The sequence below is a fragment of the Streptomyces sp. NPDC089799 genome (assembly GCF_040684755.1).
Classification (GTDB): Bacteria; Actinomycetota; Actinomycetes; order Streptomycetales; family Streptomycetaceae; genus Streptomyces.
The window spans coordinates 13218-25807 of sequence record NZ_JBFBGR010000002.1; the positions used below are offsets into that span (position 1 = coordinate 13218).

At 73.0% G+C, this 12590-nt stretch carries 11 protein-coding genes and 1 pseudogene; 6 read left to right on the forward strand and 6 right to left on the reverse strand.

The genetic code is table 11. From position 1 onward, the window contains the following. Positions 1-43: 43 nt before the first annotated feature. Both AB0O36_RS01770 and AB0O36_RS01775 read left to right on the forward strand, forming a co-directional pair. Entirely contained in the window at positions 44-604 is a 561-nt protein-coding gene (locus AB0O36_RS01770; RefSeq protein WP_365102587.1) for an adenylosuccinate lyase, read from the forward strand. A 160-nt stretch (positions 605-764) separates the two neighbouring features. Further along, positions 765-1046: a pyrimidine/purine nucleoside phosphorylase gene (locus tag AB0O36_RS01775; protein ID WP_365102590.1), complete on the forward strand. Its 282-nt coding sequence runs from the start codon at positions 765-767 to the stop codon at positions 1044-1046. Here AB0O36_RS01775 and AB0O36_RS01780 read toward each other — a convergent pair. From AB0O36_RS01780 to AB0O36_RS01805, 6 genes are all read right to left on the reverse strand, one after another. Continuing rightward, a complete protein-coding gene (locus AB0O36_RS01780; protein WP_365102593.1) occupies positions 1025-1597 on the reverse strand; it encodes a GNAT family protein in 573 nt (190 codons plus the stop codon). The two genes, AB0O36_RS01775 and AB0O36_RS01780, sit on opposite strands and share 22 nt — an antisense overlap. A 50-nt stretch (positions 1598-1647) precedes the next feature. Continuing rightward, the gene (locus tag AB0O36_RS01785; protein ID WP_365102596.1) at positions 1648-2124 is read right to left on the reverse strand and encodes a glycosyltransferase family 4 protein; all 477 of its coding nucleotides are present in this window, start codon (positions 2122-2124) and stop codon (positions 1648-1650) included. Beyond that, positions 2125-4317 carry a prolyl oligopeptidase family serine peptidase gene (locus tag AB0O36_RS01790; RefSeq protein ID WP_365102598.1) on the reverse strand — a complete coding sequence of 731 codons (2193 nt, stop codon included), beginning with the start codon at positions 4315-4317 and terminating at the stop codon, positions 2125-2127. Next, positions 4317-5732 (reverse strand): M20/M25/M40 family metallo-hydrolase, encoded by a 1416-nt coding sequence (locus AB0O36_RS01795; protein ID WP_365102601.1) that lies wholly within the window; start codon positions 5730-5732, stop codon positions 4317-4319. Before AB0O36_RS01795 ends, AB0O36_RS01790 begins: the two co-directional genes overlap by 1 nt. Next, entirely contained in the window at positions 5725-6558 is an 834-nt protein-coding gene (locus AB0O36_RS01800) for a M55 family metallopeptidase (protein WP_365102604.1), read from the reverse strand. Before AB0O36_RS01800 ends, AB0O36_RS01795 begins: the two co-directional genes overlap by 8 nt. 185 nt (positions 6559-6743) lie before the next feature. Beyond that, positions 6744-7187 carry an SRPBCC family protein gene (locus tag AB0O36_RS01805; RefSeq protein WP_365102606.1) on the reverse strand — a complete coding sequence of 148 codons (444 nt, stop codon included), beginning with the start codon at positions 7185-7187 and terminating at the stop codon, positions 6744-6746. A 200-nt stretch (positions 7188-7387) separates the two neighbouring features. On the opposite strand from AB0O36_RS01805, the pseudogene AB0O36_RS01810 reads away from it, so the two are divergent. The 4 genes and pseudogenes from AB0O36_RS01810 to AB0O36_RS01825 form a co-directional block, all read left to right on the forward strand. After that, positions 7388-8059, forward strand: a pseudogene (locus AB0O36_RS01810) (radical SAM protein); the annotation flags it as partial. Between the two features lie 150 nt (positions 8060-8209). Beyond that, complete coding sequence (locus AB0O36_RS01815; RefSeq protein WP_365102608.1) at positions 8210-9826, forward strand: alpha/beta hydrolase; 1617 nt, start codon at positions 8210-8212, stop codon at positions 9824-9826. Positions 9827-9939: 113 nt separating this feature from the next. Further along, positions 9940-10422, forward strand: coding sequence for a RidA family protein (locus AB0O36_RS01820; RefSeq protein WP_365102610.1), 483 nt, complete (start codon positions 9940-9942; stop codon positions 10420-10422). A gap of 163 nt (positions 10423-10585) precedes the next feature. Next, complete coding sequence (locus tag AB0O36_RS01825) at positions 10586-12544, forward strand: DUF5107 domain-containing protein (protein WP_365102612.1); 1959 nt, start codon at positions 10586-10588, stop codon at positions 12542-12544. Positions 12545-12590 lie beyond the last annotated feature (46 nt).

Below are 12590 nucleotides of genomic sequence, written 5' to 3' on the forward strand. Positions count from 1 at the left end.
GGAACGGCGGCGGACCCGGCGCCCCGCCCCCTAGGCTGGGCCGATGACTGTGCTCGATCGCCTGCGGGGCGAAGCCGGCGGGGCGGCGGGGGAGTACGCGCGGCTGGTGGCGGCCGGCACCGACGAGCTGGCCGACGCGCTCACTTCGGGTGCGCTGCCCCTGTGGGCACGGGAACTCGCCGCGTACCGGCTCGGGCTCGCCGGGGACCGCCGCGCCTTCGAGGCGCTGGTGCTCCTCCTCAACCACCGCGACCCACCCCGCTGCGCGGCGGCGGCCGAGGCGCTCGCCGCGCTCGGTGACCCGCGCACCGCCCGCGCCGCCGCGGCCCTCGCCACGAACGAACTGCGCGTCGCCTACGCCCTGGAGCCCGTACGGCTCCTCGTCGCCCTCCGCGCCCCGGAATCCGTACCGGCGCTGATGACCACCCTGGACCGGCGGCTCACCCCGCACGATCCGTACGGGCGGGTGGCCCTGGCGTGCGTCGAGGGGCTCGGGGCGCTCGGTGACGGGCGGGCCCGCGCGCTGCTCGTCCGGGCCCAGTCCCATCCGCGGCTCGCCGTCGTGGCGACCGATGCCCTGAAGGCCCTGGCTTCCGCACGGTGAGTCCGGACCGGAAGTCCGGACCGGGAGTCCGGACCGGGAGTCCGGACCGGGATTTCGTACCGTGACTCCGCACCCGATTCCACATGGTGGCGCTGCACCGCGACCGTCGAATTCCGGCCGCTATGATCGCCGGAAATCGATTTCCCCAGTGAGGACGGCCATGTTCAAGGTCAACGAATACTTCGACGGTACGGTCAAGTCGATCGCTTTCACCGGGACCGAGGGCCCGGCGACCATTGGCGTCATGGCACCCGGCGAGTACGAGTTCGGCACAGCCGCCCGGGAAATCATGCACGTGGTCAGCGGCGCCCTGATCGTCAGGCTGCCCGGCGCCGACACGTGGGAGACCTTCACGGCCGGGCAGCGCTTCGACGTCCCGGGCGACAGCACGTTCCAGCTCAAGGTCGAGGTGGAGACCGCCTATCTCTGCGAATACCGCTGACGTGTGTCCGTATGCGTGATCGCCCAGCGTTCGTGGTCGCGCCAGGCGCCGTCGATGAAGAGGAAGTCAGGGGACAGCCCCTCCAGGCGGAAGCCCCGGCCGCGGACCAGGGCGATCGACGCGGTGTTCCCCGGCTGGACGTTCGCCTCCAGGCGGTGGAGGGCCATGCCCCCGAAGGCATGGCCGATCAGCAGGTCCAGGCCCTCCGCCATCAGGCCGCGGCCCGCCGCGTGCGCGAAGGCGCCGTAGCCCAGGGCGCCGCACAGGAACGCGCCCCGCACGATGTTGTTGATGTTGATGAAGCCGGCGATGGCGCCGCCGTCCCGTTCGCACACGAGGAAGCCGGCCCGGCCCGGGTCCTCACCGGTCAGGCGGCTCGCGTAGGGCTCGTACTCGGCTTGTGCGGTGGGCGGGAACAGCCACGGGTGGTGCAGTTCCCGGCTCTCGCGCGCACGCCTCGTGAACTCCGGGCCGTCTTCGGGGCGGAAGGGACGCAGGCCCACCCGGGGCCCGGTGCACACGTACTCCGCCTTCGCATCGGAATGGATCATCCGGCCAGCGTAGGCCGGGGCCGCCCGCGGAGAGCCGCTCCGAGCGTTGGTCAGCGGAAGTCGTAGAGGGTCCGGAAGTATCGCCGCTCACGACCGATCGGCTGCGAAACCGCGATGCAGCGGGCGGCGTACCGATAGAGCCGTCTGCGCCAGTGCCGGGCCCACCGTCCGTGCCACGTCGCCATGGTGTGCTCGGTCACCACCACCGGCACGGACAGCGCCGCCCCGGCGACCAAGGCGGCCAGGGCACCGGCGACCTGATGCGCATGGACCACATCGGGGCGCATCCGGCGCAGTTGCCGCCACAGCCTGACCGTCGGCAGCGGGCTGAGCCTGCGACGGACCGCACGGCGGCCCAGCACGACCACCGGGACTCCGATCCCGTCGAGCTGCGCACGCAGGTCACCGCCTGCGGAGCGGACGACGCCGACCTGGTGTCCGAGACCGGCCGGCCCCGCGGCCAGGCCGATCATGTGGCGCTCGGAACCACCTGTCCGCAGTGAGTCCGCCACGATGGCGACCCGCATTCACGCGCCCGGAAGGGGTGGGGAGGAGCCGCCCGGGCCTGTGTCTGTGCCCTTGTTCGTTCCCGTTCCCGTTCCCAGGTCCAGCTGTTCCACGTCGTCGCGGTCGAGTCCGAACGCCTGTACGTACAGGGAGAGTTCGGCTTCCAGGGCACGGACCATCGTGGCTGCCTGCCGGAAGCCGTGGCCCTCGCCCGGGAAGGGGATGTACGCGTGCGGGACCGCGCGGCCCCGCAGGGCGCGGAGGAAGCGTTCCGCCTGGGCCGGCGGGCAGACCGCGTCGTCCAGCCCCTGGAGCAGCACGAACGGGGCGGTGATGCGGTCGGCGCGGGCCGCCGGGGACCGTTCCCGGTTGCGGACGGCCAGGGTGTCCGGCGGCCCGGCCAGGCCGTCGATGTAGCGGGACTCCAGGTCGTGGGTCTCCTCGGCGAAGCCCTGGAGGTCCAGTACCGGATAGATGATCGTGCCGCACGCGTACAGGTCGGTGGCGGCCAGCGAGGCCGCCGCCGTCCAGCCGCCCGCGCTGCCGCCCCGGATCGCCAGCCGGTCCGGGTCGGCCGTACCCTCCGCCGCCAGGGCGCGGGCCACCGCCGCGCAGTCCTCGACGTCGACCACGCCCCACTGCTCGCGCAGCCGCTCCCGGTAGGCGCGGCCGTAGCCGGTCGAGCCGCCGTAGTTGACCTCCACCACGCCGATGCCGCGCGAGGTGAAGTACGCGATGTGCAGGTCCAGTACGGGAGGCACGTGGTCGGTGGGGCCGCCGTGCGCCCAGACCACGTAGGGCGGGAGTTCGTCGGCGGGGGCGCGGCGGGCCGGGTGGTGCGGCGGGTAGACGTGCGCGTGGATCTCCCGGTCGTCCGGGCCGAGGAAGGTGCGGCTCTGGGGTTCGGGGTAGTAGGACGGGTCCACCCGGTCCGTCCGGTCCACCCGGTCCGTCCGGCGAGCCGGGTCCGTCCGGTCCACCCGGTTCGCCGGGTCCTCCCGGTCCACCCCGTCCACTGCGTGCGCGCCGACCGCCCGGGCCCGGCCGGTGGCGGTGTCCAGCTCGACCACCTCGTACCCGCTGCGCGGGCTCGCCGCGACCCCGTACACGCGGGAGCCGCACACCGCCAGGGTCGGCTGCCACGCCGTCCACGGTCCGGAGACGTCGACGAGGTCGCCGGTGTCGGGGTCGAGCGTACCGAGCGCCGATGCCCCGAGGCCGTGCAGGACGGCCACCGGACCGGCGGGGAGGGGCGCCAGCCAGGCCAGCCCGGTCTTCCACAGCGGTCCGCCGAACTCCTCGTCCCGCGGGCAGAGGTTCACGGCGCCACCGGTGCCGGGGTCCACGCGGTACGGGTTCCACCAGCCGCTGCGGTCGCTCACCGCCAACAGGCTTCCGTCCGCGGCCCATTCGGTCTGGCAGACGGACTCCTCGGGTCCGCCGAGCACCGTGCGGACGCCGGTCAGCGATCCGTCGGCGGTGACCTCGGCGAGCTTGAGTTCCGTGCCGTCCCACGGCATCCGCGGGTGGTCCCACGCCAGCCAGGCGGCCCGCCGCCCGTCGGGGGACAGCCGCGGGCCGGTGCAGAAGCGGTGCCGGTCGTCGGTCAGTTCCCGCACCCGTGACCGGTCCGTGGCCGCCGATCCGTCCAGCGGTACGGCAGCCAGGACGCGGCGTACGTCGGTGGGGGAGGGGCCGGTGAACTCCTCCAGCACGCACCAGACTTCACCGTCGCGCAGGACGGGGTCGGCCCAGCGCAGCCCCCGGCCCGCCGGTCCGGCCGGGGTCAGCGGTCTGGGGTCCTTGCCGCCCCCGTCCGGCCCGTCGGCATCCGTTCCGTACGCGCCGGCGTCCGGCTCGTGGAGGTACAGCCGCTGGTCGGCGAAGTGGCAGAAGACCACCAGTGGGCCGCGCTCGCCCCACGCCGCGGTCCAGGGCCGCCCGCCGTACTCGACCACCCGGCTGCGCACGTTCCACGGCGCCGGCAGCACGGCCTCCGCGGCGCCCCCGCCGTCCCTCAGCCGGACCAGCGTGCGGCGGCCGCCCTCGGACGGCCGGGGTTCCGTCCACCACACCTCGTCGCCGACGGTGCCGACGTACTCGGGCCGCCCGTCCAGCGAGGCGGCCAGGGAGGCATCGATCGGGGACGGCCAGCACCCGTAGGGTTCCGTCGAGTTGGAGATCGGATCTGCCGAGGGGGCCGGGGCGTCCATCACAGCGCCCGCAGGGCGCGGTCGAGGACGTGGACCCCGAAGTGCAGTGCGTCGACGGGCACCCGCTCGTCCACGCCGTGGAACAGCGACCAGTAGTCGAAGCCCGGCGGCAGCTTCAGCGGGGAGAAGCCGTAGCCGGTGATGCCGAGCCGGGAGAACTGCTTGGCGTCGGTGCCGCCGGCCATGCAGAAGGGCACCACGTGTCCGGCCGGGTCGAAGTGTTCGACGGACTCCCGCAGGACCGCGTACGTACGGCCGTCGACCGGTGCTTCGAGCGCCACCTCGCGGTGGTGGAACTCCCAGTGCACGTCCGGCCCGGTGAGCGCGTTCAGGGTGCTGATGAACTCCTGCTCGCCGCCCGGCAGCATCCGGCCGTCCACGTAGGCGGTGGCCTGGCCGGGCACCACGTTCAGTTTGTAACCGGCGCTCATCATGGTCGGGTTGGCGCTGTTGCGGACGGTCGCCTCGACCAGCACGGCGGCCGGTCCGAGCTTCCCGAGGACTTCGTCCAGATCGAATCCGCGGGCCCGAGGATTCACCGACAGCCCTTCCAGCGCGGCGAGTTCGGTGATGCAGGCGGTGACGGTGTCGGTCAGCCGGACCGGCCATTCGTACGCGCCGATCCGGGCCACGGCCGCCGCCAGCCGGGTGACCGCGTTGGCGCGGTTCGGCTTGGACCCGTGTCCGGCGGTGCCGTGCGCGGTGAGCTTGAGCCAGGCCGTGCCGCGTTCCCCGGCGGCGATCGGGTAGAGCGCCCGGCCGGGGGCGGTGTGCACCGTGAAGGCCCCGGACTCGCTGATGCCCTCGGTGCAGCCGTCGAAGAGGAGCGGGTGCTCGTCGGCGAGGAAGCCGGAGCCGTCGACGGCGCTGTCCTCCTCGTCGGCGGTGAAGGCGATCACGATGTCCCGGCGCGGCCGGACACCGTGCCGGGCCCAGGCCCGTACGACGGCCAGCACCATCGCGTCCATGTTCTTCATGTCGACGGCGCCGCGGCCCCAGACCACTCCGTCGCGGACCTCGCCGGAGAACGGGTCGGTGCTCCAGTCCGCCGCCTCGGCCGGAACCACGTCGAGGTGGCCGTGGACCAGCAGGGCCGGGGCGGAGGGATCGGTGCCCTCGATCCGGGCGACGACGTTGGTGCGGCCCGGAGTGCGCTCCAGCAGTACGGGCTCCAGCCCGGCCCCGGCCAGCCGCTCGGCCGCGTACTCGGCGGCGGGGCGTTCGCGGCAGTCGCCGCCGCCCCGGTTGGTGGTGTCGATGCGGATCAGGCCCGAGGTGAACTCGACGACCTCGTGGAGGGCGGTGGCGTCCACGGGCGAGGCGGCGGCGGGTGAGGCGGCGCGGGCTTCGTGGGCCTGGGGTTCCTGTGATTCCTGGGTTTCCGGGGTCTCCGGAGCGGTGTGCATGTCAGCCATATTGCTCCTCCACGGCGGACGAGACGATCGTCGTGACCGCCTTGAAGGTGCGGATCCCCTCATACATCGTCCCGCTGGTGTACGCGACCCGGCGTTCGCCGGTCCGGTCGACGCCCGGGACCACGGTGGCCGACAGCGACAGGTGCTCGGCGTCGAACTCCAGCTCCACGGTGAACGGCCCGCCGGACACCGGCTCGTACCGGACCGCGAGTGCGGACGCCTCCTTGGCGGCGGCCCGGATGTCGGCTGCGGTCCGGGCCGGCGGCCGGCAGACGGCGGCGTAGCGGGAGACGTGGTCCTTGACGGCGACGGTCCGGGCGCGGGGCGCGTACCCGGCGGCGTCGGCGCAGGTCAGGTCGTCGCCGGTGACCAGGACGACAGGCACTCCGTACTCGGCGACCACGTGCGAGTTGAGCAGGCCCTCACTGGCGCGGACCCCGTTCACCCACACTCCGGTGATGGAGTTGGCGAGGTAGGTGTGCGCCAGGACGCCTTCGGTGCCGGCGCCGGTGTGGTAGCCGACGAAGGCGATGCCGTCGACGTCGCCGTGCTGGACGCCCTCGACCATGGAGAGGGTCTTGTGCCGCCCGGTGATCATTTCGACGCGCTCGTCGAGCTGTTCGAGCAGCAGGTTGCGCATGGACCAGTGCGCCTCGTTGATCAGCACCTGGTCGGCACCGCCGTCGAAGAATCCCTGCGCGGCCGCATGGACGTCGGAGGTGAACATGCCCCGGCAGCGTTCCCACTGGGGAGTGCCGGGCAGCACGTCGGCGGGCCAGGTGACGCCGGTGGCGCCCTCCATGTCAGCGGAGATGAGGATCTTCATCGGGCCCCCGTCGCGCGTCGCGGTGGTGTCTGCGCTCCACCCTATCCAGCACGACGTACGCCGCCCAGGCCGCCGACGGCGTGGCGTGCGGCCCGGACCGGCCGGGCCGCGAAATCCACTCGAACCGGTGAGGAGGGCGCGGCCCCGCCCCCGCCGGGACGCCCCGCCCGCCGGGACGCCCCGCCCTACTTCTCGACTTCCTCGGCCAGGTTGGCGAGCAGGGTGTCGTAGATCCGGCCGAGGCCCTTGGGGGCGAAGGTGCGCTCGAAGAAGCCGCCGATGCCGCCGGCACCGTTCCAGACGGTGGTCACGACGGCCCGGGACTTGCCCTCGCCCGCCGGGGTGACCGTCCAGGTGGTGACCATCGAGGAATTGCGGTCCTTCTCGACCAGCTGCCCGTCGGAGGGTTCGGTGACCTCCAGCAGGCAGTCGCGGACGCGCTTGCTGGTGGCCTGCAGCTTCCAGTGCACCAGGGTGCCCTCGCCGTCGCCGCCCTCGCGCACCTCGTACTCGCTGAAGTGCTCGGGGAGCAGCTTGCCGCGGGAGTTGCCGTAGTCCGCGAGCGTGTCGAACACCGTCTCCGCGTCGGCCGCGATGATCCGCTCCGTGGTGGCCTCGACCTGCGCCATACCTGTTCCTCCAGCAGTCGTGAACGCTCTTGCGGCGGCAAGCCAATCACCCTCCGGGGCGGCGGCCCAAATCGGGTCCGGCTGTGGGGCCGTGCCCACGGCGCCCGGGCCGCAGCCGCTGCCTTCGGGTGGGGGCGCGCGGGTCCCCTTCGATGGGGGCGAGCGTAGGAGGAGAGGCGATCACGGGAACGTTTGTTCTGTACATCGCCATGGGTACCAATGTGGACTGCTACCAGAGGGCCGAAGGCCGCTACGGCCTGATGCCCGGCATCATCGAGGCGCTCCGCGACCACGCCAACCCCTTCTCCGTCCTCACCAAGGGCACGGTGATCCTGCGCGACCTGGACCTGCTCCGGCAGGCCGCCGAGGTCACCGACGTGGGCATCTCCGTCTCCGTCGGTTTCACCGACCCCACCCTGTGGCGCACCGTGGAACCCGGCACGCCCCCGCCGGCGCGCCGGCTGGACGTCGTCCGGACCCTCGGAGAGCACGGCATCGACTGCGGGGTGCTGATGGCTCCGGTGATCCCCTTCCTCGGCGACACGCCCGAGCAGCTGCGCGCCACCGTGCGCGCGATCGCCGGGGCCGGCGCCACCCCCCTGGTACTCCATCTGCGGCCCGGCGCCCGTGAGTGGTTCATGGCCTGGCTGGCCCGGCACCACCCGCTGCTGGTCCCGCGGTACGAACGGATGTACGCGGGCGGGTCGTACGCGCCGACCTGGTACCAGCGCCGGATCACCCGCCAAGTCCACGAACCGGCAGCGGAATTCGGCATCGGGCCCGGCGGGCGCGGGCGGGGCTCCGGGGCTGAGCCGCCCGAGCGGCCGGCCGGACCCCGCCCGGACGGCCCCACCCAGCTCAGGCTGCTCTGAGCCGGGCGGAACGCCGGACCGAAGTCACTCCTGGTGACCCGAAGTCATCAGATCGGGCCAGATCGGGCCACCGGCCTGGGCGAAATCCCACTTTCCGGTTGCGTGTTCCGGGACGATTCCGCCCAGAACCCTCTGCCGGGAGAACCGAAGATGCAGATGCCCAAGAACGCCCTCACGAAGCGCGCCGCCGTCCTGCTCTCCACCGCCACCGCCGCGGCGGCCGCGGCGACCGCCTTGGCGGCCGCGCCGGTTGCCGGTGCCGCCCCAGTCGCCGCCGGCGCACCTTCGGGGGCTGCCGCTCGGGCGGGGGCCGCCGCCGGGTTGCGCTGGACCGATTGCCCCACCACGAAGTACCCCACCCTGCAGTGCGCCTCCCTGAGCGTCCCGCTCGACCACGACCAGCCGGCCGGCCGGAAGATCTCCCTGGCCCTCACCCGGGTGCCGCACACCGCCGCCGCCTCCCAGGGGCCGCTGCTGGTCAACCCCGGCGGGCCCGGCGGCAGTGGCCGCAGCCTGGCCGGGTACGTCGCCTCCGCACTGCCCGCGGACCTCGCCGCGCAGTACGACGTCATCGGATTCGACCCCCGCGGAGTGGGCAAGAGCGAACCGGCCCTCGACTGCGGCCCCGGCCACTTCACCCCCGTCCGGCCGGACTCGGTCCCGTACCGCGAGGCCGACGAACGGGCCAACCTGGACCGCGTCCGGGCGTTCGCCCAGTCCTGCGCCACCCGGCACGCCGACGTGCTCCCGTACATCGGCACCGTCGCCGCCGCCCATGACCTCGAACTGCTCCGGCAGGCCCTGGGCACGCCGAAGATCAGCTACTTCGGCTACTCGTACGGCACCTACCTGGGCGCCGTCTACGCCAAGCTGTACCCGCAGCGCGTCCACCGGCTGGTCCTGGACTCGGTGGTCGACCCCTCCGGCGTCTGGTACGAGGACAACCTGGCGCAGGACGTGGCCTTCGACGCCCGTCACAAGGCGTTCATGGCCTGGGTGGCCAAGCACAACGCCACGTATCGGCTGGGCAGCGACCCGACCGAGGTCGAATCCCGCTGGTACGCGATGCGGGAAGCGCTGCGCACTGCTCCTGCCGGCGGCAAGGTGGGCCCCTCCGAGCTGGAGGACACCTACATGCCGGGCGGCTACTACAACGGCTACTGGCCCAGCCTGGCCGAAGCGTTCGCCGCTCACACGCTGCGCGGCGACGAGAAGCCGCTGGTCGCCGCCTACGAACGCTTCGGCGCGGTCGACCCGGCGGCGGGCAACAGCTACAGCGTCTACACGGCGGTCCAGTGCCGAGACTCGGCGTGGCCGAAGGACTGGAACACCTGGCGTGCGGACATGTGGCGGACCCACGCCAAGGCCCCGTTCATGACCTGGAACAACGCCTGGTACAACGCCCCGTGCGCGTTCTGGCCGGCCGCGCCGCTGGAGGCGCCGGACGTCGCCAACACCGCGCTTCCGCCTGCTCTGCTGGTCCAGGCGACGGAGGACGCGGCCACGCCGTACGAGGGCGCGGTGAGCATGCGCGAGAAGCTCGCGGGGTCTTCGCTGCTGGTCGAACAAGGCGGCGGGAACCACGGCGTGGCGCTGAGCGGCAACAAGTGCCTGGACGAGAAGGTGGCAGCGTACCTCCGCACCGGCCGCGCGGCCGACGCCACGTGCGCGGCCCCGCCCGCGCCGGAGCCCACCCCCTCCACCCGCGCCCTCCCCGCCTCCTCCGGTGGCGCAGCCCTCCACGGGCTGCTCGGCTTCCGGGGCTGAGCAGGCCGCTGAGTCGCCGGCTCAGTTGCTTGCCGAGTCGTCCTTCGAGCCGCCCGCAGTCGTTACCCGCCGACTGCGGGCGGTCGGCCGAACGGCCTGCCAAAATCGGCCACATGACCGACACGACCGACACGACCGACACGACCGACACGACCGACACGACCGACACGACCTACGCGGCCGACACGACTGGCACGACCGATCGCATCACCCGGATCTCCGCTCCGGAGGGCGTCGCCCCGGGCACCGGATACAGCCATGTCGCCTGGGGAACGGGCCGGTTCATCGCCGTCTCCGGGCAGTGCGCCCTGGACGAGAAGGGTGCCGTGGTGGGAGCCGGTGACCCCGCCGCCCAGGCCCGGCAGGTCTTCGAGAACCTCAGCCGGTGCCTGGCGGCGGCCGGCGCGACGTTCGCCGACGTCGTCAAGCTGACGTACTACGTCACCGATGTCGACCACCTCCCGGCGGTCCGCGCCGCCCGTGACGCGGTCATCCCGGCCGATCGCCTCCCGGCGTCGTCGGCGGTCCAGGTCGCAGCCCTGTTCCGGCCTGAACTCCTGCTGGAGATCGAGGCATTCGCGGTCCTGCCGGTTTGACGGCCGCGATGTGCGCAGGTGCTTTCGTCCGTGCGGTCGAACGGGCCGTGCGGGGGCTGGGGCGGAGCCCCGGTCTGCCGGTCCGCAGCCCCGGCGGGGTGCCGAAGCCCTCGATTCCGCAAAACCGCTGTGGACCGGCCGCCGTGGCGTGTTCCATGCCTCCATGGCCACTACCGTCCGTCGCACCACCGTCACCCTCCCCGCCGCCCCGCTCGGTGCGGAGAACCCGTTGCCGCCGCTCGGTGTCCCGGGCGACGCGCATGAGCTCGACGAGCGCAGCAAGGCCGGTCTGCCGCGGGACATGGCCCGGCAGATCGGTTACGAGCCGCTCCGCTCGCTGCTTCCCGTACGGCTTCGTGACGGGTACGGGCGGGAGCGGGCCGACACCGCGATCGATGCGGTCGTGTTGGAGAACGAGCATGTGGCCGTGACCGTCCTGCCCGGGCTCGGTGGGCGGGTGCATTCGCTGGTGCAGCGGTCCACGGGGCGTGAACTGCTCTATCGCAACCCGGTGTTCCAGCCGGCGGCCTTCGCCCTCAACGGCGCGTGGTTCTCCGGTGGCATCGAGTGGAACGTCGGTGCGACCGGCCATACCACCCTCTCCTGCGCGCCTCTGCACGCCGCGGTCGTGGCCGCGCCGGACGGGGGCGACATGCTGCGGTTGTGGGAGTGGGAGCGGTTGCGGGACCTTCCGTTCCAGGTGGACCTCTGGCTTCCGGACGGCTCCGAGTTCTTGTACGTCGGCGTCCGGGTGCGGAATCCGCACGAGCGGCCCGTGCCGGTGTACTGGTGGTCCAACACTGCGGTTCCGGAGGACAACGGCACGCGTGTGCTCGCGCCGGCCGACGAGGCGTGGCATTTCGGGTACGAGCGCGACTTGCGGCGGATTCCCGTTCCCGAGGCGGCCGGTGCGGACCGGACCTATCCGCTGCGGAGTGAATTCCCTGCGGATTTCTTCTATGAACTGGCGGAAGGGACCCGGCCGTGGATCGCCGCTCTTGACGGTGACGGTCGGGGACTGGTGCAGACCTCGACGGCGCGGCTGCGCGGGCGGAAGCTGTTCGTGTGGGGGGCGAGCCCGGGTGGGCGGCGGTGGCAGGAGTGGCTGACCGAGCCCGGCACCTCCGGGTACGCCGAGATCCAGGCGGGCCTGGCGCGCACCCAGCTGGAGCACGTACGGCTGGACCCGGGCGAGGAGTTCAGCTGGATGGAGGCGTACGGGCCGCTGGAGGCCGACCCGGACGTGGTGCACGGACCCGACTGGGGGGCGGCGCGCGGTGCGGCGGAACGGGCGCTGGCCGCGGTCCTGCCCCGGGAGCGGGTGGAGGCGGCGTACGCGGCCTGGCTGCCCTGTGCCGACCGGGAACCGGGGGAGCGGCTGGCGGCCGGCTCCGGGTGGGGGGCCCTGGAGGTGCTGTGCGGCGGGATCGAGCTGCCCGGTACCCCGTTCGAGGAGGCGATGCTCGGCGAACCGGAGGGGCCCTGGCTGGAGTTGTGGCGCACCGGTGCCTTTCCGGCGGCGGAGGCGGTACCGCCCGGGCCGACCCTGGTCGCCCCGCACTGGCGGGACATGCTGGAGACCGCTCCGGCCGACCCGCTGACCGAGTACCACCTCGGTGTGGCGCAGTGGCACGCCGGGGACATCGCCCAGGCGGTCCGCAGCTGGGAACGCGGGCTGCCGCAGGCCCCGTCGCGCTGGCCGCTGCTGCGCTGTCTGGCGGCGGCGGACGCGCTGTCGGGGAACGCCGGCCGGGCCGCCGAGCGGTACGCGCAGGCGTTCGCGGACCTGATGGCCGAGAGCCCGGGCACGGCGGCCTGGACGGCGGCGGAGTCGGCGCTGGGGAAGGAGGCGCTGGCCGCGCAACTGGCGGTGGACCGGGTCGCCGAGGCGCGGTCCGTCTGGGAACGCCTCAGGCCCTCCTTGCGGGAAGAGGGCCGGTTCCGGCTGCTCGCGGCGCAGCTGCTGGCGGCAGAGGGCCATGTCGTCGCCGCCCGGCGGCTGTTCGAGGACGGGATCGAGGTCCCGGACCTGCGGGAGGGCGACGAGGTGCTCGGCGAGGTGTGGGCCGGCCTGACGGACCGACCGGTCCCGGCCCGCTACGACTTCCGTATGAGGCCGTGAGTTTTTATTCAAGGATCTGAATAGTCAGGTTTTTGAGTATGATGGA